We start from the raw sequence: 25,017 nt of genomic DNA on the forward strand, positions 1-25,017 counted from the left end.
TACATAAGGTAGTCCACATGTCCCTGATCAACGAATACCGTGCCACCGAAGAAGCTATCAAAGAGCTGCAAGCCCGTTTGAAGAATCTGTCCCAAGACGACAAACTGCAAACCGAGCTGGAATTCGAAGGCAAACTGCGTACCCTGATGGGTGAATACTCCAAATCCCTGCGTGACATCATCGCGCTGCTGGACCCAGAGTCTAAAGTTAAAGCACCGCGCGGCGCAGTGAAAACTACCGGCACCAAGCGTGCCCGCAAGGTCAAGCAATACAAAAACCCGCACAACGGCGAAGTGATTGAAACCAAAGGTGGCAACCACAAGACGCTGAAAGAGTGGAAAGCCAAGTGGGGCGGTGATGTGGTTGAAGGCTGGGCTACCCTGCTGGGCTAAGCCTCGCCAGGCTCTTGCCTGATACGCGACAGACGAAAAACGCCAGCTTGCTGGCGTTTTTTTATTGTCTGAATAATCTGCAATTGCCTGATTACAGATTGAACCGAACGGCTAAAGAGTCAGCATACTCCTGCCATTGATCCAGCACCTGACGCTGAAACGGCGTGGCACTAACAGCCAATTCAATACGAGCACGTTTAAATGCCTCCAAGGTATTGGGTGCACCCCATTCGCCATCTGACAAGCGTTGCTGACAGAAAAGTTTCCAGCGTTGTTGCTCCTCGCTGTTCAAGGTTGCAGGAAAGTTGCGCGCACGGTAGCGAAATAATAATTCCGGCAAACGCTGATCATCAAAGGGCCACTGCTGCCGCGCCAATTGCGCCGGCTCTGCCGCGCGGACTTGTTCGCACAAACGACGATCGCGGTCGCCGATAAAACCATCATAGAGCTGCTGCTCCGGGTCCGAACTCGGTGCAAAATCTTCCTCGGCATAAATCTCCGCCAACTTGTCGCGCCAAACTTCCTGTGCGTCAGTTAGCCGCAGCGCCCGCGCCTGATAAGCGTCCATATCCAATTGCAGTCGTTCACGGTCTTGCGCCCGCAGCACATTCAATGGCGCCACCACCGGGCAGCGGTTGATATGCAACAACTTGAGCGGTACCGGTAACTCGCCTGCGGCCAGATCATCACGACGGGTGTAGAGGCGCTGACGCAAGGTATTGGCGTCGAGGTCCAGCAGCCCTTGCGGATCAAGGCCCAGGTCACAGACGATCAACGCGTTGCGATTGCGCGGGTGCCAGGCCAGGGGCAGTACAACGCCGAGGAAATGGCGCTCGGCCGAAAAACGCCCGGAGATATGCACCATCGGTTGCAGCAGCCGCACCTGGTCCATCACTCGTTGCTTGCTGCGCAATTGGAATAGCCAGTCGTACAACCTGGGCTGTTTTTCACGGACCAATCGGGCCAGGGCAATGGTCGCGCGCACGTCGGACAACGCATCGTGAGCCTGGCCATGGGCGATCCCGTTGGCCTCGGTCAAACGCTCCAGCTTGAGGGTGACACGCCCATCCTGCTCGGGCCAGACGATTCCCTCCGGGCGCAGCGCGTAGGCGGTACGCATCACATCGATCAAGTCCCAGCGGCTGTTACCGCCCTGCCATTCACGCGCGTAAGGGTCGAAGAAATTGCGATAGAGGCTGTAACGGGTCATTTCATCGTCAAACCGCAGGGTGTTGTAACCCACCCCACAGGTACCGGGGACCGCCAGTTCGGCATGCACCCGCGTCATGAAATCGGCTTCGGCCAAGCCCTTTTCCGCCAGCATGCGCGGGGTGATGCCGGTGATCGCACAGGCCGCCGGATGGGGCAGGATATCGTCGCTGGGTTGGCAATACAGGTTGACCGGCGGGCCAACCTCGTTGAGGTCGACATCGGTGCGAATACCGGCGACCTGGAGGGGGCGATCGCTGCGCGGGTTGATGCCGGTGGTTTCATAGTCGTACCAGAAAAGAGTGGTCACGGGCTATTCCTGTGCTGAAGATCGACGAAGTCTAGGCGCTGGAAGGTGCCTGAGGCCAGCGCCAGATCAACTGTATAAACATCCAGCAAAACCTTGAATGGTTGCTTCCATCGCCGACACTGCTAGCATCCGTGTCTTCCAACCGCTCTGCGCTGCCAAGGATCGCGATGCCATCAGCTCCATTGGATACCCGTTACCAGATCGAGACCCCGGAGGGCATCGACCTGCCCTTGCGCCCGGCTGGCCTGCTGCCACGTGCACTGGCCTTCGCCTTCGACCTGGGCGTGCGCGGGTTGCTCATGGGCATCCTGCTGGTTCCGTTGGCCCTGCTCGGCAACATCGGCATAGGGCTGGGCTCATTGCTGCTGTTCCTGGTCAGTTGGTGGTACATGGTGCTGTTTGAAGTACTCAACCAGGGCTGCTCGCCGGGCAAGCAGGTCATGGGGATGCGCGTGGTACAGGATGACGGCACGCCCATCGGCTGGTCGGCCTCACTCATCCGCAACCTGCTGCGCTTTGTCGATATGCTGCCGTTCGGCTACTTTCTCGGCGCCATCAGTTGCCTGCAGCACCCTAACTTCAAACGGCTCGGTGATCTGGCGGCCGGCACGCTGGTGGTCTACCGCGAACTGCCATTGGCACGCCCCAAGGTGCCGCAGGCCCCTGCCCTGCGCCTGCCATTTGCCCTGGACCTGAGCGAACAGCGCGCCATCCTCAATTTCGCCGAGCGCCAGGGCGAACTGTCCGCCGAGCGAGTACAGGAACTGGCCTCGATCCTCGCCACGCCCCTGCAGGTGTCCCCGGCTCGCGCTGTCGAGCAGCTCAACGGCGTGGCCCGTGGCTTGCTGGGGCCGACATGAAACAGAGCCTGTTCGAAAGCCGTCATCAGCCCCAATGGCAAGCGTTCGCCGAACAACTGACGCAGATGGAACAAGGCAAGGCCAAGGCCGCTGAGCTGGCTGATTTCCCTCATCAGTATCGACGCCTGTGCCAGCACCTGGCCATGGCCCAGGAGCGCGGCTACAGCAGTTACCTGGTGGACCCGCTGCAACAACTGGCCCTGCGCGGCCACCAACAGCTGTATCGCCACCGCAGCCAATTGGGTGCGAACGTATTGGCTTTCCTGCTGGCCGGTTTCCCCCGGCTGGTGCGTGAACAGTGGCGCTTCGTGTTGATCGCCAGCCTGCTGTTCTTCGGCAGCCTGGTGGGTATTGCGCTGCTGGTGTATCTGTTTCCCGAACTGATCTACAGCGTCGTCAGCCCCCAGCAGGTGGCCGAGATGCATAGCATGTACGACCCGGACGCCAGTCGCCTGGGCCGCGTCGCCGAACGTGCATCCAGTGAAGACTGGATGATGTTCGGCTACTACGTGATGCACAACATCGGCATCGCCTTCCAGACCTTTGCCGCGGGCTTGCTGTTCGGCCTGGGCAGCGTGTTCTTTCTGATATTCAACGGCCTGATCATCGGTGCGATCTCCGGGCACCTCACTGAAATCGGCTACGGCCAGACCTTCTGGTCGTTTGTCATCGGCCACGGTGCCTTCGAACTCAGCGCAATTGCCCTGGCTGGCGCGGCAGGCTTGCAGTTGGGCTGGGCGTTGATCGCTCCGGGGCACCTGACACGCGGTGAATCCCTGCGGCTGGCGGCACGTAAAAGCGTGCAGATGCTCTGCGGCGTCATGCTGTTCCTGCTGATCGCAGCATTTATCGAAGCCTACTGGTCTTCCACCACCGCGATCGCGCCTTGGGTCAAATACCTGGTGGGCGCGGGGCTCTGGCTACTGGTGGCCGCCTACCTGACCCTTGCCGGACGGACTCGCCATGCGCCTGAGTGATGCCAGCGTAGTGATTCGCCCGCGAACATCATGGGAAGCCATAGACCTGGGCGTGTTAATGGCCCAGGAACACCGACTGCTGCTGATGGCCAGTTGGGCGCTGGTGAGCCTGCCGATATTCATCGCGCTTAGCGTTCTGTTGTGGCAATACCCGTCCACGGCCTTGTTTGTGTTCTGGTGGTTGAAGCCGGCCTTCGACCGGCTGCCCCTGTATATCCTGTCCAAGGCCCTGTTTGGCGAGACGCCCAGCCTGAAACAGGCCGTGCGTCACTGGCCGCGCCTGCTCAAGGGCCAACTCCTGGCCAGCCTGACCTGGCGGCGACTGAGCCTGAGCCGCAGCTTTTTGATGCCGGTCAGCCAACTCGAAGGCCTGGATGGCCAGGCACGCCAAAAACGCCTGGGCGTGCTGCAACAACACAACGCCGGCGCGGCCCGCTGGTTGACCACGCTCGGTGTACACTTGGAAATAGGCCTGTGGTTCGGCTGCATGGCGCTGTTCTATCTGTTCATCCCCCAGCAGGTTGAGCTGGATTGGGACTGGCAACGGCTGGCCCTGGCAACCGGCCCGGAGGGGTTGTGGCTGGAACACCTGAGCAACGCCTTCTACGCGCTGGTCCTGGTGTTCTGGGAACCGATCTACGTCGCCTGTGGCTTCAGCCTCTACCTCAACCGTCGCACCGTGCTGGAAGCGTGGGACCTTGAGCTGGTTTTTCGCCGCCTGCGCCAGCGCCTGAGCAGCGCGGCCCCGTTGCTACTGCTGGTGATCGGGCTGATGCTGCTGCCGCTGGGCCGACCCGCGATGGCCGATGACTCGCCCCCCACCCGGCAAGTCACCCCCCAATCCGCCAGCCAATCGATCAAGGCGCTGCTGGACAAGCCTCCGTTCAAAAATCCGGAAACCGTCACGCGCTATCGCTTTGCTGACGAAAAACCCAACACCAAGCCCCAGGCACGCGGTGAGGGCAAACTACCGGCCTGGCTGCAAGCACTGCTGGACAACTTCAACAGCGACGCCTTCAAGCACCTCGCCCAAGGCCTGGAGGTGCTGCTGTGGAGTCTGTTGGCGGGCGGCGTGGCGTTGCTCGCCTGGCGTTATCGCGAGTGGCTGCGCACCTTTGTCAGCCGGCGCGGGCCACGCCAACCCAAGCTCGCCAAACCGACACCCACCCAACTGTTCGGCCTGGAGCTGGGCGCCGAAACCCTGCCCGATGACATTGCCAGCGCCGCCGAGCGACTATGGTCCAACCACCCCAGGGAAGCCCTGGGCCTGTTGTATCGCGGGCTGCTCAGCCGGTTGCTGCACGACTTCAACCTGCCACTGAAAACCGCCGACACCGAAGGCCAGGTCCTGGAACGCGTTCAACGCTTGCAACAACCACAATTGCTGGCATTCAGCGACGAATTGACCCGGCACTGGCAAAACCTCGCCTACGGGCACCGCCTTCCGCCCACGGTGGTACAGCAGCAGTTGTGCAACGATTGGCGCGCCCTGTTCAGCTCGGGAGTCGCCCGATGAAGCGGCCATTGCTGTGGGTGGGGTTGCTGCTTGCTTGCCTGCTGGGGGCGGGCGGTCTGTATGTGTGGCACAAGGCAATGCCTTATGACGAAGTGGTGGATCGCGGCCCTTCACCCGAAGCATTGGGCAATCCCTACCTGGCGGCCGAACACTTTCTGCGCCAGCAAGGCCTGGCGGTGGAACATGCCAGCGGCCTTGAACGGCTCTCCGATCTGCCCCCCAGAGGCCGCAGCCTGTTGCTGCTGGGCGAACGCGACAACATGACCCCGCGCCAGGTGGATCAACTGCTGGACTGGGCAAAGTCCGGTGGCCACCTGCTGGTGGTGGCCGAAGCGCTGTGGGATGAAGAAACCGCTAAAAGCGGCGACCTGCTGCTCGACCGCCTGCATATCCAGCAGACCTTGAGCGACGAATCCGAGCAACCCGCTCCGGCACGCAAACAGAAAAAACCGGACCTGACCAAGCTCTATGTCGACAATGAAACCGCCCCGGCGTATTTCAGCTTCGATACCGACTTCAATCTCACCGACCCCAAGCACCTGGCCCAGTTTTCCGCCAACAGCGCCAGGTCCAGCCACCTGATGCAACTCAATCTCGGGCAAGGCCGTGTGACAGTCGTCACCGACAGCGACTTATGGAAAACCCCGGGAATCGGCCAACACGATAACGCCTGGCTGCTGTGGTACCTCAACCAGGGCACCGACGTGACCCTGCTGTTCAACAGCGACGTGGACGACCTGTTCACCTTGTTGATGCGCTATTTCCCCCAGGCGCTGGTGGCGCTCGCCGCGCTGATCGCTCTGGCGCTCTGGCAGGCCGGCATGCGCCAAGGCCCGATCCACGCGCCAGCGCCCAGAGCTCGCCGACAACTGCAGGAACACTTGCAGGCCAGCGCCGACTTCCTGCTGCGCCGCAGCGGCCAGGGCGCCCTGTTGCACGCCTTGCAGCGCGATATCCTGCGCGCCGCAAGGCGGCGCCACCCTGGCTTTGAACACCTAAACACCGCAGACCAGTGGCAGGTGCTTGAACACCTGACGCGCCAACCCTCTCACGTGATCAGCCAGGCCCTTGGCCCACTTGCGGCAAAACGGCTTTCCAGCGCCGATTTCAGCCGCCAGGTGGCGTGCCTGCAAACTCTCAGGAATGCACTATGAGCGAATTTCCAACGGCCACTGCCCTGACCACCGAAACCCTGCAACACGCCAGCCGCCAAGCCCAGGCGTTGCGCGTTGAGCTGCGCAAGGCGGTGATTGGCCAGGACCAGGTGATCGACGACGTCCTCACCGCCTTGATCGCCGGCGGCCACGTGCTGCTTGAAGGCGTACCCGGCCTGGGCAAGACCTTGTTGGTTCGGGCCCTGGCCCGTTGCTTCGGCGGCGACTTCGCGCGCATCCAGTTCACGCCGGACCTGATGCCCAGCGATGTCACCGGGCACGCCGTGTACGACCTGCACACCGAGCAGTTCAAGCTGCGCAAGGGGCCGTTGTTTACCCACCTGTTGCTGGCCGACGAGATCAACCGCGCGCCAGCCAAGACCCAGGCCGCCTTGCTCGAGGCCATGCAGGAGCGCCAAGTGACCCTTGAGGGCGAAGCGCTGCCCATCGGCCAACCGTTCATGGTGCTGGCCACCCAGAACCCCATCGAGCAGGAAGGCACCTACCCGCTGCCCGAGGCCGAACTGGACCGTTTCATGCTCAAGGTGCGGATGGACTACCCCGACTCCCAACAAGAGCTGGAGATGGTTCGCGAAGTCACGCGCTCATCCCGGGCCGACATGCTCGACGTACAACCCCTGCGCACCGTGCTGCAAGCCGAGGACGTGTTGCAACTGCAACAGATCGCCAGCGAACTGGCGCTGGATGAGCAAGTGCTCGACTACGCCGTGCGCCTGGCACGGGCCACCCGCAGTTGGCCGGGGCTGACCATCGGTGCCGGCCCACGCGCATCCATTGCCCTGGTGCGCGGCGCCCGTGCCCGCGCCTTGCTGCGCGGGGGCGAGTTCGTCACCCCGGACGACATCAAGGGCTGCGCCCTGGCGGTGCTGCGTCATCGCGTTCGCATCGCCCCCGAGCTGGATATCGACGGACTGGAAGTGGACCAGGTCCTCCAGCAACTGCTGGACCAGATTTCGGCACCTCGGCAATGACCCATCCATGAAGCCGACCCGTCTGCTGTTGATCTGGCTCGGCGTGCTGCTGGGCCTGAATATATTGCTGGGCGCCGCACAGGCGTTGCAGCTCCCGGTGCCCGACAGCCTGCATTCGGTGGCCTGGGGTCTGCTGCTGGCGCTGTTGTTGCTGGCGCTATTGGACGCGATGCGCCTGCGCCGTCGTCCGTCCGCGCGAGTACAACGGCAGATGCCCGGCAGCCTGGCATTGGGGCGCTGGGGCGAAGTTCGCCTGACGCTTGAACACGATTACCCACAACCGCTGACGGTGCAGGTGTTCGATCACGTCCCCGACGGCCTGAGCCTGGAACACATGCCGCAGTCGATCGAACTGCGCCCCGGCGAACGCAGCGAACTGGGCTATCGGCTGCGCCCCCTGCGGCGTGGGCACTTCAGTTTCAGTCGCTGCGAGCTGCACCTGCCCAGCCCCTTGGGGTTGTGGTCCGCGCGGCGCTTTATTGAGGTCAGCGATGCCACCCGGGTCTATCCGGATTTCGCCCGTCTGTATGGCGCGCAGCTCTTGGGTGTGGATAACTGGCTGAGCCAGTTGGGCGTGCGTCAACGCCAGCGCCGGGGGTTGGGGCTGGAGTTTCATCAACTGCGCGAGTTTCGCGAGGGCGACAGCCTGCGGCAGATCGACTGGAAAGCCACCGCACGCCAACGCACGCCGATCGCCCGGGAATACCAGGACGAACGCGACCAGCAGATCGTGTTCATGCTCGATTGTGGTCGACGCATGCGCAGCCAGGACGCAGAGCTGTCCCACTTCGATCACGCGCTCAATGCCTGCCTGCTGCTCAGTTATGTCGCCTTGCGCCAGGGCGATGCAGTCGGCCTATGCACCTTTGCCTGCGACCAGCCGCGCTACCTGGCGCCCGTCAAGGGCACCGGGCAGTTGAATCTGTTGCTCAACACCGTCTACGACCTCGACACCACGCGACGCGCGGCCGACTACGAAGCCGCGGCCAACCAGTTGCTGGCTCGGCAGAAACGCCGGGCGCTGGTGATCGTGGTGAGTAACCTGCGAGATGAGGACGATGAGGCACTGCTGACCGCGGTCAAACGCATCAGCCGGCAACACCGGGTACTGGTCGCCAGCCTGCGCGAAGAAGTACTCGACCAACTGCGCCTTTCGCCGGTGCAAACCCTGCCCGAAGCGCTGGCCTACAGCGGCACCGTCGACTACCTCAATCAACGCGACGAACTGCATGACCGCCTGAACGCCCATGGGTTGTCGGTACTGGATACGCGCCCCTCGGAGTTGGGCGCCGCCCTGGTGACACGTTACCTGGGCTGGAAAAAAGCCGGCGTTCTGTGAAAACAGCGCACCCCCCGGCTTGGGTCGCCACACCCAAGCCGGGGCGACTGCGCGCTATGTCTAAGCGGACGCCTGTAAGGGGTCAAAGCTGAAATACTGCAGCAAGGCATTGATCAGTTGGCCGTATTCGGCAGGCGCCTCAGCCACGCTGAAACCCGAGTCGTAATGCTGGGGATTGATGTCCTCGTGACTCCATAAACAGGTCGCCGTGAAATCAACTGCCTGGAAATCACCGTCGACCGTGGGAATCTTCAAGCGCAGCTCGAACGCCACGTCGACCATCATCGGCAATTGACTGATCAACATCAGTCCTTCTGCGGATACGTTACCCAAGTAACCAATGGGCTTATCCGTAAGCCGGTTGAACACTTGCAGGAAACAAGACAATTGATGCCGCTCAATTCGTCGGTCGGTAAACATGATGATATCGCCATCCATTGGCCATAACTCTGGCCACGCCAGTGATTCGGAACGGGCTAAACACCCCGCTCTCCCTGGAGATCGGTGCGACAACAGCTAGCGCTTTGCCACTCTACAGCCTGCCAATCCCAAGTGTTCCATCCGTTTGGACACAAACTTGTACAAACGGACATTCAAAGAATAGCCTAAGACTGGCAACGGGCCAGCGACGCAACGACAAATACCATCACAACGACGCCGGACGTGGCTGCGCAACGCTCGCGCCGGAGTAGTGCCCCAGTTGTTGCAGGGTGTCGAGACGCGCACGGGCCCGGTAGGCGTACTCGCTGGACGGGTACTGGTTGATGATGAACTGATAGGTTTGCACCGCGTCGACGAACAACTTCTGTCGCTCCAGGCACTGCCCGCGCAACATCGAGACCTCCGGCTGCACATAGCGCCGGGTGCGACTTTCCCGGTCGACCTGGGACAATTCCAGGGTCACGCGCTCGCAGTCACCAACCCCATACGCACGGTAGGCGTTGTTCAAATGGTGGTCCATCGACCAGCGGGTACAGCCGACAACACTGACGGCCAGGGCAGCAATGAGCAAAATTCGCATGAGGGTTCTCCTGTCTTGTGCAGTGTATCGACCCCTCGTCAAAAATCTTCAAGGTTGTTCAGCTATTCAACCGGAGCGAAAAGCGAATCGCCGATAAGTAGTGCAAACGAACAATGACTACAACCAAAGAGCATAGTAGCCTTCCTCAGCGCTTGAACTCAGGAGTCTGTGCATGTCCGTCCGTCGTACCAAAATCGTCGCCACCCTTGGCCCGGCCAGTAACTCGCCGGAAGTCCTCGAACAGCTGATTCTGGCTGGTTTGGACGTTGCCCGTCTGAACTTCTCCCACGGCACCCCGGACGAGCACAAGGCTCGCGCCAAGCTGGTGCGTGACCTGGCCGCCAAACACGGTCGCTTCGTCGCATTGCTGGGTGACCTGCAAGGCCCGAAAATCCGCATCGCCAGATTCACCGACAAACGGATCGAGCTGAAGATCGGTGACACGTTCACCTTCTCCACCAGCCACCCGCTGACCGACGGCAACCAGCACGTCGTGGGTATCGACTACCCGGACCTGGTCAAGGATTGCGGCGTCGGCGACGAACTGCTGCTGGACGACGGTCGCGTGGTCATGCGAGTCGACACCGCCAGCGTCACTGAGCTGAACTGCACCGTGATCATCGGCGGCCCGCTGTCGGATCACAAAGGTATCAACCGTCGCGGTGGTGGCCTGACGGCGCCGGCCCTGACTGAAAAAGACAAGGCCGACATCAAGCTCGCCGCCGAAATGGAAGTGGACTACCTCGCGGTGTCCTTCCCACGCGACGCTGCCGACATGGAATACGCGCGCAAACTGCGCGACGAAGCCGGTGGTACTGCCTGGCTGGTGGCGAAGATCGAACGCGCCGAAGCCGTGGCCGATGACGAAACCCTCGACGGCCTGATCAAGGCGTCCGACGCGGTGATGGTTGCCCGTGGCGACCTGGGCGTGGAAATCGGTGATGCCGAGCTGATCGGTATCCAGAAAAAAATCATCCTGCACGCACGCCGCCACAATAAAGCGGTGATCGTGGCGACCCAGATGATGGAGTCGATGATCCAGAACCCGATGCCGACCCGCGCCGAAGTGTCCGACGTGGCCAACGCCGTGCTCGACTACACCGACGCCGTGATGCTCTCGGCTGAAAGTGCCGCTGGCCCGTACCCGCTGGAAGCCGTCCAGGCCATGGCGCGTATCTGCATCGGTGCCGAAAAGCACCCGACCAGCAAGACCTCCAGCCACCGCATCGGCAAAGTGTTCGAAAGCTGCGACCAGAGCATCGCCCTGGCCGCCATGTACACCGCCAACCACTTCCCTGGCGTCAAAGCGATCATCGCCCTGACCGAAAGTGGCTACACGCCGTTGATCATGTCGCGTATCCGTTCCTCGGTACCGATCTACGCGTTCTCCCCGCACCGCGAAACCCAGGCCCGCGCGGCGTTGTTCCGTGGTGTCTACACCGTACCGTTCGACCCGGCATCGTTGCCGCCTGAGCAAGTCAGCCAGGCGGCCATCGACGAACTGCTCAAGCGTGGCGTGGTGGAGAAAGGCGACTGGGTCATCCTGACCAAGGGCGACAGCTACCACACCATCGGCGGCACCAACGGCATGAAGATCCTGCACGTTGGCGACCCAATGGTCTGAGTGATCTGCTGAAAAAACAAAGCCCCGCCCTGTGAATGGCGGGGCTTTTTGCTTTGCGGCTCACAGTGATGGGCTTGCCTGTGGAAACGTCATCAGCACCCGCTGATCGACCTGGACAGGAACACATCAGCCAACAGTTGATTGCGCGGCAGCCCTGCCAGGAACAGGCGCTTGGAGAACGCCTCGACGCTGGCCGGATGCCCGCAGAGCAAGGCCAGTGTTTGCCGGGAAACCAGCCGCAGTTGCGCCAAGGCCGGGGTCAACTGCGCCGCCGTCCACAGCTCCACCGTCAGGTTCGGATGGCGCTCGGCCAGCGCTGCCAGGGGCTCGGCCAAGTAGTGACCGCTGGCATCGTGGGCCAGGTGAATCACGCGGATCGCGCCTTGGTGGTCCTGGCGCAACGCCTCACGCAACACGCCCCACAACGGGCCCAGGCCGGTGCCGGACGCCAACAGCCACAGTGGCCGGGTTTGCCAGTCGGGGTCGTACTGCAAAGCGCCGCCGCGCAGTTCGCCCAGGCGCAGACGGTCACCGACGCGCAACTGTCGAGCGGCATCGCTGAACGCGCCGGGCTGACGGCAGTCGAGATGAAACTCCAGGAACGGATCTTCCTCGGGCAGGCTGGCCAGGGAATACGGGCGCGCCACCGGCCCCGCCCACAACACCAGATGCTGCCCGGCCCGGTAACGCAGGCCGCGCTCCGGTTGCAGGCGCAGGCGCAGCACATGCGTGCTCAACCACTCCACGCCGACCACCGCGGCCGGCACGCCGTCACGGCTCGGGTCAAACGCTTCGACGTGCAGGTCCGCCGTCACCCGGCACTGGCAGGCCAGGCGCCAGCCGTTCTCGCGTTGCGCCGGGCTGAGGGCGTCGGGCTGCTGATCCTCGACCTCGCCCCGGCAACGCACCAGGCACGCATGGCAACTGCCGGCGCGGCAACTGTAGGGCACGGCAACGCCGGCCTGGTTCAGGGCATCCAACAGGTTGCTGCCGGTGGAGACCGACCAGTGGCGTTCGCCGACGTACAGTTCAGGCATACAAGGTCTCGGATCAAAAAAGCCTACACAGGGAATCACGCCCGGCAGAGTTTGACCATAGTCGGGTGTATCGGCCACCGTGCCGGGTTATACTGCCGCGCCTTTTTAGCGTCGCGCCAGCATCACTCGGCGTGCCTTGGAAAGGTGGTTTCAGCCGACCGATACACCCCACTGAAGCCACCTTTATTGAATGTTCCCTTATAGAGGAGCGCGACTCATGACCGTGATCAAGCAAGACGACCTGATTCAGAGCGTTGCCGACGCCCTGCAATTCATTTCCTACTACCACCCCGTTGACTTCATCCAGGCAATGCACGAAGCCTACCTGCGCGAAGAATCGCCGGCAGCCCGTGACTCCATCGCCCAGATCCTGATCAACTCGCGCATGTGTGCCACCGGCCACCGCCCGATCTGCCAGGACACCGGTATCGTCACCGTGTTCGTGCGCGTAGGCATGGACGTGCGCTGGGACGGCGCCACCATGGGCCTGGACGACATGATCAACGAAGGCGTGCGTCGCGCCTACAACCTGCCGGAAAACGTCCTGCGTGCTTCGATCCTCGCCGACCCGGCGGGCGCGCGTAAAAACACCAAGGACAACACCCCGGCGGTGATCCACTACTCCATCGTCCCGGGTAACACCGTGGAAGTGGACGTGGCCGCCAAGGGCGGTGGTTCCGAGAACAAGTCGAAAATGGCCATGCTCAACCCGTCCGACTCGATCGTCGACTGGGTGCTCAAGACCGTTCCGACCATGGGCGCCGGCTGGTGCCCACCGGGCATGCTCGGCATCGGCATCGGCGGCACCGCCGAGAAAGCCGCCGTGATGGCCAAGGAAGTGTTGATGGAATCCATCGACATCCACGAGCTGAAAAAGCGTGGCCCTTCCAACCGTATCGAAGAGATGCGCCTGGAGCTGTTCGAGAAGGTCAACCAACTGGGCATCGGCGCCCAGGGCCTGGGTGGCCTGACCACCGTGCTCGACGTGAAGATCATGGATTACCCGACCCACGCCGCCTCCCTGCCGGTGTGCATGATCCCCAACTGCGCCGCCACCCGTCACGCGCACTTCGTGCTCGACGGTTCGGGCCCGGCATCGCTGGAAGCGCCACCGCTGGACGCCTACCCGGAAATCGTCTGGGAAGCCGGCCCGTCGGCCCGTCGCGTCAACCTCGACACCCTGACCCCGGAAGACGTGCAGAGCTGGAAGCCGGGCGAAACCGTGTTGCTCAACGGCAAGATGCTGACTGGTCGCGACGCGGCGCACAAGCGCATGGTCGAGATGCTGAACAGGGGCGAAACCCTGCCAGTGGACCTCAAGGGTCGCTTCATCTACTACGTCGGCCCGGTTGATCCGGTGCGCGACGAAGTGGTTGGCCCTGCCGGCCCGACCACCGCGACGCGGATGGACAAGTTCACCCGTCAGATCCTCGAACAAACCGGCCTGCTGGGCATGATCGGCAAATCCGAGCGCGGCCCGACCGCCATCGAAGCGATCAAGGACTACAAGGCCGTGTACCTGATGGCCGTAGGCGGTGCTGCTTACCTGGTGGCGCAAGCCATCAAGAAGTCGCGCGTGGTGGCTTTCGCCGAACTGGGCATGGAAGCGATCTACGAGTTCGAAGTGAAAGACATGCCGGTCACCGTTGCGGTGGACAGCAAAGGCGAATCCGTCCACATCACCGGTCCTGCCATCTGGCAGAAAAAGATCAGTGAAAGCCTGGCGGTAGAAGTGCAGTAAGCGCTTCTTCGCACCGATAAAGGCGACTGCGGCTACACAGCCCAGTCGCCTTTTTTATCGCGCATGCTATGGTGCTCCCCCCTAATTGCAGCTGTTCATCTCCGTATGATCGCGATCCCTCGCCCCCTGCGCCTGACCTTCTACTCCCTGTTGATCATCGCCGGTGCGGTGCTGGCCGCTGCCTTGGCCACCCGCCACGCTGAACGCCAGGCCCTGGTGGACGATGCCGCCCGTGCCAATCAGCAATTAGCGCTGTACGCCAACTCGCTGCACACCCTGATCGAACGCTACCGCGCCCTGCCCGCCGTGCTGGCACTGGATTCGGAAATGATCAGCGCGTTGAAAAGCCCGCTGGATGCCGCGACCCAGGACCTGCTCAACCGTAAACTGGAACGTATCAACAACGCCGCGCAGTCCTCCACATTGGAACTGATGGACCGCACCGGCCTGGCCGTGGCCGCGAGCAACTGGAAGCTGCCGAGCAGTTACGTCGGGCACAATTATGCGTTCCGGCCATATTTCAGGCAGACCCTGAGCCAGGGCACCGGGCGCTTTTATGCGGTTGGGGTGACCACCGGCGTGCCGGGGTATTTCCTATCCAGCGCGGTGCTCGATGAACACGAGCAGTTCCTCGGCGCGATGGTGGTCAAACTGGAGTTCCCCGAACTCGAGCGCGAATGGGCACAGGGCAACGACCTGCTGCTGGTCAGCGATGCGCGCGGCATTGTGTTTATTGCCAACCAGCCGGGCTGGCGTTATCGCAACCTGCGCCCGCTGTCGGCCAGCGACCTCGCCGAACTCACGGCCACCCGCCAGTACGACAAGAAACAGCTGCAATCGCTGGAGACCCAGACCCTGCAGCGTTTCGACGAAAACAGCCACCTGATGCGCGTCAACGGCCCCGACGGCAACGCCCGGTACATCTGGGAATCCCTGCCGCTGAAGGGCGAAGGCTGGACCTTGCACCTGCTGCGCAAACCCCAGTTCGCCTTCGAAGACCAACGCAACGCCGGCCTCGCCGCCGCCGGTTCATGGCTGGCGCTGGTGTTCCTGGTGCTGTTCCTGACCCAGCGCTGGCGCCTGGCCCGCATGCGCCAGCGCAGCCGCGAAGAGCTCGAACAGCTTGTCGAGGAGCGCACCCAGGCCCTGCGCACGGCCCAGGATGGTTTGGTGCAATCGGCCAAGCTGGCGGCGCTGGGGCAGATGTCTGCCGCACTCGCCCATGAAATCAACCAGCCGCTGACCGCACAGCGCATGCAATTGGCGACCCTGCGCCTGCTGCTCGACCATGGCCGCGTGGAAGATGCCTACAAGGCGCTCACACCACTGGACGACATGCTCACCCGCATGGCCGCGCTGACCGGCCACCTCAAGACCTTCGCCCGCAAAAGCCCCAGCGGCCTGCGCGAGCGCCTGGACCTTGCCAGTGTGGTCGACCAGGCCCTGCAACTGCTCGACGCGCGCCTGCGCGATGAAGGCATCGGCACCGTGCTGGACCTGACCCGCCCCGCCTGGGTCCGTGGCGACGCGATCCGCCTGGAACAGGTACTGATCAACCTGTTGCGCAATGCCCTCGACGCCATGGCCAACAAGCCGCGCAAACGCCTGGAAATCCGCCTGCACGCCGATGAGCAACTGTGGCAACTGACCGTCAGCGACAGCGGCGGCGGCATCGCCGAAGAACACCTGAACAGCGTGTTCGACCCGTTCTTCACCACCAAGCCCGTGGGTGATGGACTCGGCTTGGGGCTGGCGGTGTCCTACGCTATCGTGCATGAACTGGGTGGACGCCTGTGCGTCGCTAACCGTGGCGACGGCGCGGTGTTTACCCTGACCCTGCCTATCGCGCTGGAGACGCCGGAGCTATGTTGAATGCGGTGATTGTGGTCGATGACGAAGCCAGCATTCGCACAGCCGTTGAGCAATGGTTGAGCCTGTCGGGATTTGACGTGCAATTGTTCAGTCGCGCCGAGGCCTGCCTGGCGCAACTGCCCAAGGACTTTCCCGGGGTGGTGTTGAGCGACGTGCGTATGCCCGGCCTCAGCGGCCTGGAACTGCTGGCCGAAGTGCGGCGGCGCGACGCCGACTTACCGGTGATCCTGCTGACCGGCCATGGCGATGTGCCGATGGCCGTCGAGGCCATGCGCGACGGGGCCTACGACTTCCTGGAAAAACCCTTCAGCCCCGAAGCCCTGCTCAACAGCCTGCGTCGCGCCCTCGATAAACGTAGGCTGATCCTGGAAAACCGCCGCCTGCATCAACAGGCCGATTATCGGACACAACTGGAAAACAGCCTGCTGGGCGTGTCCCGCAGCATGCAGAACCTGCGCCGCCAGGTGCTCGACCTGGCGACGTTGCCGGTCAATGTGCTGATCCGCGGCGAGACCGGCAGCGGCAAGGAACTGGTCGCCCGCTGCCTGCACGACTTCGGCCCGCGGGCGAAGAAAGCCTTTGTCGCGCTCAATTGCGCGGCAATCCCCGAGCAGCTGTTTGAAGCCGAGCTGTTCGGCCACGAGAGCGGCGCGTTTACCGGCGCTCAGGGCAAGCGTATCGGCAAGCTGGAATACGCCCACGGCGGCACGCTGTTTCTGGATGAAATCGAAAGCATGCCCCTGGCCCAGCAAGTCAAATTGCTGCGGGTGTTGCAGGAGCAGAAGTTAGAGCGCCTGGGCTCCAATCAGAGCATCCACGTCGATCTGCGCATCATCGCTGCGACCAAACCGGACCTGTTGGAAGAAGCCCGCGCCGGACGTTTTCGCGAAGACCTGGCCTATCGGCTGAACGTCGCACAACTGCGCCTGCCGCCCCTGCGCGAGCGCCGTGAAGATATACCGCTGCTGTTCGATCACTTTGCGCAAAGCGCCGCCGAACGCCTGGGCCGCAGCGTTGAACCGCTGAGTGGCGCGCAACTGGGGCGCCTGCTCAGCCATGACTGGCCGGGCAACGTGCGCGAACTGGCCAACGTCGCCGAACGCCAGGTGCTGGGGCTGGGCGAACCGGAGCCCGAAGGCATCGAGGCCGGGCAATCATTGGCGGCGCAACAGGAAGCCTTCGAGGCCCACTGCCTGAAAGCCGCACTGACCCGACACAAAGGCGATATCAAGGCGGTACTGGCCGAGCTGCAACTGCCCCGGCGCACCTTCAACGAGAAAATGCAGCGGCATGGGTTGGTGCGCGAGATGTTTCTCTAGGGCGTTCTTTGTGGTGTTTTCAAAGACGCCATCGCAGGCACGTCATAAGCGGATTTCCGCTCATCCACCCCAGAACCATCGGCGGCTTTCCGCTCAAAAAAAGCTGCAAACCCTTCTAGATCGGGCCTTCCCCCACCTGGCACAGTTCCTGCTATAGCCCCAGTCAGGCTGTGCTCAGGCACGCTCCATAAAAACAACTATCTGAAGGTTCCTTCAATGGATAACTCCAATACTTTGCCTCTGGGGTCGGCGGCTGCGCCGGCGAAAGAACGCACCACCACCAGCCGCATCAAATCGATCTTCAGCGGATCGGTCGGCAACATGGTCGAGTGGTACGACTGGTACGTCTACGCGGCGTTCTCGCTGTACTTCGCCAAAGCCTTCTTCCCGAAAGGCGACACCACCGCCCAACTGCTCAACACCGCTGCGATCTTCGCCGTGGGCTTCCTGATGCGCCCGATCGGCGGCTGGCTGATGGGCCTGTATGCCGACCGCGCCGGTCGCAAGGCCGCGTTGATGGCCTCGGTGCTGCTGATGTGCTTCGGCTCGCTGATCATCGCCCTGAGCCCGGGTTATGAAACCATCGGCGTCGGCGCACCGATCCTGCTGGTGTTCGCCCGTCTGCTGCAAGGCTTGTCGGTGGGTGGCGAATATGGCACCTCGGCCACTTACCTGAGTGAAATGGCGACCAAGGAGCGTCGCGGTTTCTTCTCCAGCTTCCAGTACGTGACCCTGATCTCCGGCCAGCTCATAGCCCTGGCGGTGCTGATCGTGCTGCAACAAGTGCTCACCACCGAGCAACTGTACGATTGGGGCTGGCGTATCCCGTTCGCCATCGGCGCCCTGTGTGCAGTGGTCGCGCTGTACCTGCGTCGCGGCATGGAAGAAACCGAGTCGTTCACCAAGAAGGAAAAAGCCAAGGAAAGCGCAATGCGTACCTTGATGCGCCACCCCAAGGAACTGATGACCGTGGTCGGCCTGACCATGGGCGGCACCTTGGCCTTCTACACCTACACCACCTACATGCAGAAGTACCTGGTGAACACCGTCGGCATGAGCATTTCCGACTCCACCACCATCTCGGCGGCGACGCTGTTTCTGTTCATGTGCCTGCAACCCCTGGTCGGCGCGCTGTCGGACAAAGTCGGCCGCCGTCCGATCCTGATCGCCTTCGGCATCCTCGGCACGCTGTTCACCGTGCCGATCCTGACCACCTTGCACACCATCCAGACCTGGTGGGGCGCGTTCTTCCTGATCATGGCGGCGCTGATCATCGTCAGCGGCTACACCTCGATCAACGCGGTGGTGAAGGCTGAGCTGTTCCCCACCGAAATCCGCGCGCTGGGCGTGGGCCTGCCGTATGCGCTGACCGTATCGATCTTCGGCGGCACCGCTGAATACATCGCGCTGTGGTTCAAGAGCATCGGCATGGAAACCGGCTACTACTGGTACGTGACCGCATGTATCGCGGTGTCGTTGGTGGTCTACGTGACCATGAAAGACACCCGCAAGCACTCGCGGATCACCACGAACTAACCGCCGAACGCAGTCACGAATGTGGGAGGGGGCTTGCTCCCGATCGCGGTGTATCAGTCAACTTGTCTCAAGCTGACCCACCGCCATCGGGAGCAAGCCCCCTCTCACATGTGGAATCAGGACAACTCTGCCACTTCGCGCCGCACATAGCGCCGCTGCGCATACGACGCCCCGATAATCATCACCACCAGCACCGCCGCCAACACCGCCGACGAACCGATGGTGCCGAAGTCCAGCCCGCCCTTGGCATGGGGCTTGGTCAGGAAGTCGCCCAGGGTCGCACCAAACGGCCGGGTCAACACGAACGCCACCCAGAACAGCAACACCGACGAGATCCGTGTGAAGTACTTGAGCGCCACCACCACTGCGATGGTCGAGCCGATCAACAACGCGCCACCAGCGAAGCCGAGCCCGGAATCGTCGGCAAGGAAGTCGCCGAGGGCGGTGCCCAAGGTGTTGGAGAACAGGATCGCCATCCAGTAGAACAACTCGCCGCGAAAGGTCTGCACCTTGTTCACGTTCAGCGAATCACCGCTGAGGTGCCACAACGCGAAGATGATCATCAGGATCACGATCAGGATCATCGACCCCGTGGCGTAGCCCAGGCCGAGGCTGCGGTCCATGAAGTCGGACATGGTGGTGCCGGCGGTGCTGGTGGACAGGATCACGATCCAGTACAGCACCGGGTTGTAGGCTTTCGACCAGAGTTGCGTCACCAGGGTGACCAGGAACACGCTGATCAGGATCATCGAGCTGATGGCGTAACCGACGTTAAGGGTCATCGACAGCAAATCCCCGGCGGTTTCGCCCAGGGTGGTTGCGCAGATTTTCATGACCCAGAACGCCAGGGTGATCTGAGGAAGTTTGTTCATGCAGTGGAAGGCTCCGAAGCTCAATCTATCAATGGGCCGACTTATAGGGGGTGTCGACCGCGCGCGCAGACTGAACGGGACGCTGTGAAAAATAGGTGGGCGCTGAATGAAAATTCCATAGGGTCGATGGAAATTCGCCGCCATGGCTTGCACTATGACGGCCTCCCAGAGAAGCGCAGCAGGAACCCCAGCCATGTCTGACGACAGCTACTACTACGAACCCGCCAAGGGCCACGGCCTGCCCCATGACCCGTTCAACGCCATCGTCGGCCCGCGACCGATCGGTTGGATTTCGTCCCACGACAGTGAGGGCCACCTGAACCTGGCGCCCTACAGTTTCTTCAATGCGTTCAACTACATTCCGCCGATCATCGGGTTTTCCAGTGTCGGGCGCAAAGACAGCCTGAACAACATCGAACAGACCGGCGAGTTTGTGTGGAACCTGGCCACCCGTCCGTTGGCCGAGCAGATGAACCAGAGCTGTGCCGCCGTGCCGCCGCAGGTGAATGAGTTCGAGTTGTCCGGCCTGACGCCGGTGGCCTCGAAGATCGTCGGCGTGCCACGGGTGGGCGAGAGCCCGGTGGCGTTCGAGTGCAAGGTCACGCAGATCATTCAGTTGCAGCGTGCCGACCATGTGCTGGTACCCAGCTGGCTGGTGCTGGGCGAGGTGGTCGCGGTGCATATTGCCAAGTGGCTGCTCAAGGATGGGATCTACGACACCGCCGCCGCCGAGCCGATCCTGCGTGGCGGCGGCCCGGCGGATTACTTCCAACTGGGCCCCGAGGCGCTGTTCAAAATGTATCGCCCAGGCGTCACCCAAGCCTGACTGCAATGCAATAAAAAATGTGGGAGGGGGGCTTGCCCCCGATAGCAGTGTTTCAGCTACAGATAGGCTGACTGACACACCTCCATCGGGGGCAAGCCCCCTCCCACATTAGATCAGCGGCGTGCGTTAGTTTGTGGCAGTCGCCCAGGTCAACTGACCTTCTGCGTCGACGTCGGTCAACAACTCAAGGTGCAGCGTCGCCGCATCATCGGCATCGGATGCCGTCTTGAACTTCTGTCCATCCAGGATCTTGTGAAACTGCGGTGCGCCCATGCCATCGAGTGCCTTGACGGCGACGGCGGCGCTGTAGCCCCCTTCGCCCGGTACTACGGCGGAAACGGCTTCGTGGTGGGCAAATTGTTTACGTGCCATGTTGCAGGTCCTGGCCAATGGAAAGTCGGCCATTCTAAACCCTAACCGGCGAGTTGCAGGTACTCGCCGTAAGCACTGGCGGCGGATGCATCGGTGAAGGTCTGGAAATCCATGCTGCGAACGACTGCGTCGTTCAACAGCTCGGTGAAGATCATCAGGGCTGGCGAGTTGAAGTAGGCACTCATCGCCTGCTCGCTGCTCCAGAGGCCCGAGACCAGCCAGACATCGGGGTCGACCTGGGAATGCTGCAACGAAAATTGCAGGCAACCCTGAGCCTGACGGCCCGGTTCGATCAAACTGCTCAAACGAGCACCGAGTTCGGTGCTGCAGCCGCTACGGGCGCGGATAAAGGCCATATGGCTCGCGGGAATGGGGGTGGACATGTTCGACTCTCCCGTTGAGAAGTGATGCTCGGCAAACACTGTGAGGGTGTGTTGCCACAGGATCAAAGATAACGGCGCGGGTCGAGGCGCGGTTAGTCGATTCCTGCCGGCTTATTGCACAATCCTGCGAAAAGCGTAGACAGGACGATTGCCCGCCGGTTTTATTCCACCGGCAAACGCCTTGTTTCAGGGACGTGACAACCGCCGCGCTTGCCTGATTCACGCAGCTTCGCAGGATCAGGCAAGGATCGAGCAGAATCGACATAACACGGTTTGCACCGCCACCGCTAAGCTGAGCCCATCAAAGAAGCCTGCAGAGGACGCCCTATGTCGTCGCCCGAACCTAAGCCCGTGCCCCTCGATGCCGAGATGGAAAAACAGCGCGCCGAACTGGCCAGCATCGTGCGTCGGCATACCTGGGAAGACGGCTCCTACGGTACGGCGATCACGTCACTGTTCCTGAACCGCCACAACACCCCGCGCGACTTCAGCCCGGTGCTGGTGGAGCCCGCCTTGTGCATCCTGGCCAATGGCCGCAAGGAAGTGCGCCTGGCCGATGAAATCTTCGCCTATGACCCGCTCAATTACCTGGTGTTTTCGGTGTCGATGCCCGTGGCCGGGCGGATCATCGATGCCACCGCGCAAGACCCGAACCTGTCGATCCGCATCAACATCGACCCGGCGCAGCTCACCGCCCTGATCGCAGAAGCCGGACCGATGGGCGTGCCATCGCGCCCGACTGCGCGTGGGATGTACGTCGACCGCCTCGACAACCAACTGCTCGACGCCGTACTGCGCTTGACGCGCTTGCTCGATTCGCCCAAAGACATCGCCATGCTGGCGCCGTTGATCAACCGTGAAATTCTCTACCGCTTGTTACGTGGGCCGCAGGGCTATCGGCTGTATGAAATTGCCGTAGCCAACAGTCAGAGTCATCGGGTCAGCCAGGCGATCAAATGGCTCAATGGCAACTACGAACAACCGCTGCGCATCGATGACCTGGCCAGGGAAGTGAACCTGAGCGTCTCGACCTTGCACCACCGCTTCAAGGCCATCACCGCGATGAGCCCGCTGCAATACCAGAAGCAGTTGCGCTTGCAGGAGGCGCGGCGGCTGATGCTTGCCGAAGGGCTGGAAGCCTCCGCGGCGGGGTATCGGGTGGGGTATGAAAGCCCGTCGCAGTTCAGCCGCGAATACAGCCGGCTGTTTGGTGCGCCGCCGCTGCGGGATTTGGCCAGGTTGCGTCAGAGCGTGTGATTCACTGCCGATCAGATGTGGGAGGGGTGGTTCGACTTGCTCCCGATGGCAGTGAGTCAGCTAAAGATAAGCTGACTGTTGCACCGCTATCGGGAGCAAGCTCCCTCCCACATTTGATCGGCGGCGCTGCTTAGTCGAGGGTGCGGGGCAGTTGCAAGGTGACCCGCAAGCCACCCTCGCGCAAATTCTGCAAACTCACTTCGCCGCCATGGCTGTGCGCTATGTTGCGCGCGATGCCCAGGCCCAGGCCGTAGCCCTGCTGCTGGCCGGCGAGGCGGAAGTGCGGTTCGAAGACTTGCTCCAGGCGCTGTTCCGGCACGCCGGGGCCTTCGTCGTCGACGTGCAGGATGAACTCCGCGCCATCGTCCTCGATATGCAAATGGGCGTTCTGCCCGTATTTCAATGCGTTGTCGATCAGGTTGCCGATGCAGCGCTTGAGCGCCAGCGGCTTGCCCGGGTACGGCGCCAACGCGCGCCCATGCTGGGTCACGCGGCCGTTGCCGTTGGGCGCCAGGTACGGTTCCACCAGACAGTCGAGCACATGGTTGAGGTCCACCGGCTCGATGTTTTCGTGGATGTCGGTGTCTTTCACGCATTGCAGCGCACCTTTGACCAGCAACTCCAACTCGTCCAGGTCGCGGCCGAATTTGGTTTGCAGGTTTTCATCTTCAAGCAATTCAACCCGCAGGCGCAGGCGTGTGATCGGTGTGCGCAAGTCGTGGGAAATTGCACTGAACAACTGGCTGCGCTCGGTGAGGTAACGGCTGATGCGCTCGCGCATGGCATTGAAGGCGCGCCCCACTTCGACCACTTCACTGCCGCCGCCTTCGGCCACCGGCTCCACGTCGGCGCCCAGCGACATGTCCCGCGCCGCCCGCGCCAGGCGCTTGAGCGGCCGGCTCTGCCAGTGGACCAACAGGCCGATGAACAGCAGCAAAAAGCCGCTGGTCAGCACGATAAACCACACTTGCTGCGACGGCAGACCTTGTTCTTCGAGGCTGGTGTACGGCTCGGGCAACAGCGAGGCGATGTACAGCCATTCGCCGGGGGCGAGTTGGATCTGGGTGACCAGCACGGGCGGGTTCACCGGTTCCAGGGTCAGCGCGTAATGCGCCCAGGAGCGTGGCAGCTCATCGAGTTTCAACCCGGCATTGAAGATGCGCAGGTCTTCGGCGCTGACGAATTCCACCGAGATATGCACATCGGCGCCCAAGGTCTGGCGCAACACTTCATCGACCGCCTTGAGCACCGCTTGCTTGCGCGGGGTCTGCGGCAAGATCGCCATGTCCAGCGGGCGGTCGTTGAGCGTCACCACAAACCGAGTGCCGCCCATGCTGCGCAATTGGTCGAGGACCAACGGGCGATAAGCCACCGGCAACGAACGGAAATAGCTCACGCTGGCCGTCATCGAATGCGCCAGGCTGCGGGCGCTGGTGACCAGGCCTTCGAGCTGGGTGGCGCGCAATTGCGAGACCCAGATCACGCTGGACAGCGCCTGGGCGAACAGCACCGCGAGCAGCGTCAGCAGGAGCATGCGCCCGAGCAGCGAGCGCGGCACCGGGAAGCGGCGGCGACGTTCGCTCAGGTGTTCAGTGGACACTGCCGGCAACCACGCTGGCTGCCAGTTGATAACCGCTGCCGCGCACGGTGCGGATCAGCCTCGGCGGTTTTTCCGTATCGCGCAGACGTTGGCGCAGGCGGCTGACGGCCATGTCGACGATCCGGTCGAGCGGCATCAGGTCGCGGCCACGGGTGGCGTTGCCGATGGTGTCGCGGTCGAGGATCTGTTGCGGGTGGTCGAGAAACAGCTTGAGCAGGGCAAAGTCGGCCCCGGAGAGGATCACCTCTTCACCGTCGACGTGAAACAGTCGGTGGCTGATCGTGTCCAGGCGCCATTCATCGAACGCCAACACGTCGCCATTGCCGCCGCGCTCCTGGCCGAACTGGCAGCGGCGCAACAGTGCCTTGATCCGCGCCTGCAACTCGCGGGGGCTGAAAGGCTTGCCGATGTAGTCGTCGGCGCCCAGCTCCAGGCCGATCACACGGTCGGCTTCGTCGGAACTGGCGGTGAGCATGATGATCGGCACCTGCGCCTGGCGCGGGTGCTGGCGAATCCAGCGACACAGGCTGAAGCCGTCTTCGTCCGGCAACATCACATCGAGGATGACCAGGTCGCACGGCGCCTCGTCCATCGCCTGACGGAACCCCGCACCGTCCGGCACGCCACGCACCTGGAAACCGGCGCGACTGAGGTAGGTTTGCAGCAATTCGCGGATTTCCTGGTCGTCGTCGACGAGGAGAATCGATTTACTGATTACGCTCACGGGGTCCTCCTTGTTGTTATGGCCATGCTGTAGGAGCGAGCTTGCTCGCGAAAATCCTGAGGCTGCCGCGTATCACCTGATGCG

The 25,017-nt window shown here is 62.2% G+C and carries 23 protein-coding genes; 14 read left to right on the forward strand and 9 right to left on the reverse strand.

The window, feature by feature from the left end; all coding sequences use genetic code 11:
- The first annotated feature begins 17 nt into the window (after positions 1–17).
- Entirely contained in the window at positions 18–392 is a 375-nt protein-coding gene (mvaT, locus tag JN756_RS25830) for a histone-like nucleoid-structuring protein MvaT (RefSeq protein ID WP_005790963.1), read from the forward strand.
- Between the two features lie 91 nt (positions 393–483).
- Here the strand turns inward: mvaT and sbcB are convergent, their stop codons facing one another.
- Positions 484–1,911: an exodeoxyribonuclease I gene (gene sbcB / locus JN756_RS25835; RefSeq protein WP_108524485.1), complete on the reverse strand. Its 1,428-nt coding sequence runs from the start codon at positions 1,909–1,911 to the stop codon at positions 484–486.
- Positions 1,912–2,078: 167 nt separating this feature from the next.
- On the opposite strand from sbcB, the gene JN756_RS25840 reads away from it, so the two are divergent.
- From JN756_RS25840 to JN756_RS25865, 6 genes are read left to right on the forward strand one after another with little or no spacing between them, the layout of a single operon-like run.
- Positions 2,079–2,771 (forward strand): RDD family protein, encoded by a 693-nt coding sequence (locus JN756_RS25840; protein WP_026139913.1) that lies wholly within the window; start codon positions 2,079–2,081, stop codon positions 2,769–2,771.
- A complete protein-coding gene (locus JN756_RS25845; protein ID WP_201021476.1) occupies positions 2,768–3,748 on the forward strand; it encodes a stage II sporulation protein M in 981 nt (326 codons plus the stop codon). Before JN756_RS25840 ends, JN756_RS25845 begins: the two co-directional genes overlap by 4 nt.
- Complete coding sequence (locus JN756_RS25850) at positions 3,735–5,264, forward strand: DUF4129 domain-containing protein (RefSeq protein ID WP_201021477.1); 1,530 nt, start codon at positions 3,735–3,737, stop codon at positions 5,262–5,264. Before JN756_RS25845 ends, JN756_RS25850 begins: the two co-directional genes overlap by 14 nt.
- Positions 5,261–6,418, forward strand: coding sequence for a DUF4350 domain-containing protein (locus JN756_RS25855; RefSeq protein ID WP_201021478.1), 1,158 nt, complete (start codon positions 5,261–5,263; stop codon positions 6,416–6,418). The genes JN756_RS25850 and JN756_RS25855 overlap by 4 nt, the downstream gene beginning before the upstream one ends.
- Positions 6,415–7,410, forward strand: coding sequence for an AAA family ATPase (locus tag JN756_RS25860; RefSeq protein WP_057004538.1), 996 nt, complete (start codon positions 6,415–6,417; stop codon positions 7,408–7,410). Before JN756_RS25855 ends, JN756_RS25860 begins: the two co-directional genes overlap by 4 nt.
- A gap of 7 nt (positions 7,411–7,417) precedes the next feature.
- The gene (locus tag JN756_RS25865; RefSeq protein WP_057004539.1) at positions 7,418–8,749 is read left to right on the forward strand and encodes a DUF58 domain-containing protein; all 1,332 of its coding nucleotides are present in this window, start codon (positions 7,418–7,420) and stop codon (positions 8,747–8,749) included.
- 60 nt (positions 8,750–8,809) lie between these two features.
- Here the strand turns inward: JN756_RS25865 and JN756_RS25870 are convergent, their stop codons facing one another.
- Positions 8,810–9,169, reverse strand: coding sequence for a PilZ domain-containing protein (locus tag JN756_RS25870; protein ID WP_046385190.1), 360 nt, complete (start codon positions 9,167–9,169; stop codon positions 8,810–8,812).
- Between the two features lie 226 nt (positions 9,170–9,395).
- Positions 9,396–9,770, reverse strand: a complete 375-nt coding sequence (locus JN756_RS25875; protein WP_017139782.1) for a tetratricopeptide repeat protein — start codon at positions 9,768–9,770, stop codon at positions 9,396–9,398.
- Positions 9,771–9,942: 172 nt separating this feature from the next.
- On the opposite strand from JN756_RS25875, the gene pyk reads away from it, so the two are divergent.
- Positions 9,943–11,394 (forward strand): pyruvate kinase, encoded by a 1,452-nt coding sequence (pyk, locus tag JN756_RS25880; protein WP_079444600.1) that lies wholly within the window; start codon positions 9,943–9,945, stop codon positions 11,392–11,394.
- 92 nt (positions 11,395–11,486) lie between these two features.
- On the opposite strand, the gene JN756_RS25885 is transcribed toward pyk, so the two are convergent.
- Positions 11,487–12,431 (reverse strand): iron-sulfur-binding ferredoxin reductase, encoded by a 945-nt coding sequence (locus JN756_RS25885; protein ID WP_201021479.1) that lies wholly within the window; start codon positions 12,429–12,431, stop codon positions 11,487–11,489.
- Between the two features lie 217 nt (positions 12,432–12,648).
- Here JN756_RS25885 and JN756_RS25890 point away from each other — a divergent pair, with 217 nt between their 5' ends.
- The 4 genes from JN756_RS25890 to JN756_RS25905 all read left to right on the forward strand — a co-directional run bounded on the left by JN756_RS25890 (position 12,649) and on the right by JN756_RS25905 (position 18,899).
- Complete coding sequence (locus JN756_RS25890) at positions 12,649–14,172, forward strand: fumarate hydratase (protein WP_017846082.1); 1,524 nt, start codon at positions 12,649–12,651, stop codon at positions 14,170–14,172.
- A gap of 105 nt (positions 14,173–14,277) precedes the next feature.
- Positions 14,278–16,044: a sensor histidine kinase gene (locus tag JN756_RS25895; protein WP_169881536.1), complete on the forward strand. Its 1,767-nt coding sequence runs from the start codon at positions 14,278–14,280 to the stop codon at positions 16,042–16,044.
- Positions 16,038–17,363, forward strand: a complete 1,326-nt coding sequence (gene mifR, locus JN756_RS25900) for a two-component system response regulator MifR (protein WP_046382235.1) — start codon at positions 16,038–16,040, stop codon at positions 17,361–17,363. Before JN756_RS25895 ends, mifR begins: the two co-directional genes overlap by 7 nt.
- Positions 17,364–17,579: 216 nt before the next feature.
- On the forward strand, positions 17,580–18,899 hold the full coding sequence (locus JN756_RS25905) for an MFS transporter (protein WP_046382234.1): 1,320 nt from the start codon (positions 17,580–17,582) through the stop codon (positions 18,897–18,899).
- A 116-nt stretch (positions 18,900–19,015) separates the two neighbouring features.
- Here JN756_RS25905 and JN756_RS25910 read toward each other — a convergent pair whose 3' ends face one another.
- Positions 19,016–19,771, reverse strand: coding sequence for a COG4705 family protein (locus JN756_RS25910; protein ID WP_057004542.1), 756 nt, complete (start codon positions 19,769–19,771; stop codon positions 19,016–19,018).
- Positions 19,772–19,964: 193 nt separating this feature from the next.
- Here JN756_RS25910 and JN756_RS25915 point away from each other — a divergent pair, with 193 nt between their 5' ends.
- The gene (locus JN756_RS25915) at positions 19,965–20,597 is read left to right on the forward strand and encodes a flavin reductase family protein (RefSeq protein ID WP_046382233.1); all 633 of its coding nucleotides are present in this window, start codon (positions 19,965–19,967) and stop codon (positions 20,595–20,597) included.
- Between the two features lie 126 nt (positions 20,598–20,723).
- Here JN756_RS25915 and JN756_RS25920 read toward each other — a convergent pair whose 3' ends face one another.
- Together JN756_RS25920 and JN756_RS25925 are read right to left on the reverse strand one after the other, a co-directional pair.
- Positions 20,724–20,969, reverse strand: coding sequence for a hypothetical protein (locus JN756_RS25920; RefSeq protein WP_017846087.1), 246 nt, complete (start codon positions 20,967–20,969; stop codon positions 20,724–20,726).
- Positions 20,970–21,010: 41 nt separating this feature from the next.
- A complete protein-coding gene (locus tag JN756_RS25925; protein ID WP_046382232.1) occupies positions 21,011–21,352 on the reverse strand; it encodes an antibiotic biosynthesis monooxygenase family protein in 342 nt (113 codons plus the stop codon).
- Between the two features lie 327 nt (positions 21,353–21,679).
- Between JN756_RS25925 and JN756_RS25930 the strand changes: the two genes are divergently transcribed.
- Positions 21,680–22,609, forward strand: coding sequence for an AraC family transcriptional regulator (locus tag JN756_RS25930; RefSeq protein WP_057004543.1), 930 nt, complete (start codon positions 21,680–21,682; stop codon positions 22,607–22,609).
- Positions 22,610–22,739: 130 nt separating this feature from the next.
- Here the strand turns inward: JN756_RS25930 and JN756_RS25935 are convergent, their stop codons facing one another.
- Together JN756_RS25935 and JN756_RS25940 are read right to left on the reverse strand one after the other, a co-directional pair.
- Entirely contained in the window at positions 22,740–24,167 is a 1,428-nt protein-coding gene (locus JN756_RS25935) for an ATP-binding protein (protein ID WP_162231530.1), read from the reverse strand.
- Positions 24,168–24,198: 31 nt separating this feature from the next.
- Complete coding sequence (locus JN756_RS25940; protein ID WP_046382230.1) at positions 24,199–24,933, reverse strand: response regulator; 735 nt, start codon at positions 24,931–24,933, stop codon at positions 24,199–24,201.
- Between the last annotated feature and the right edge of the window lie 84 nt (positions 24,934–25,017).

The sequence above is a fragment of the Pseudomonas sp. Y39-6 genome, assembly GCF_023651955.1.
Classification (GTDB): Bacteria; Pseudomonadota; Gammaproteobacteria; order Pseudomonadales; family Pseudomonadaceae; genus Aquipseudomonas; species Aquipseudomonas veronii.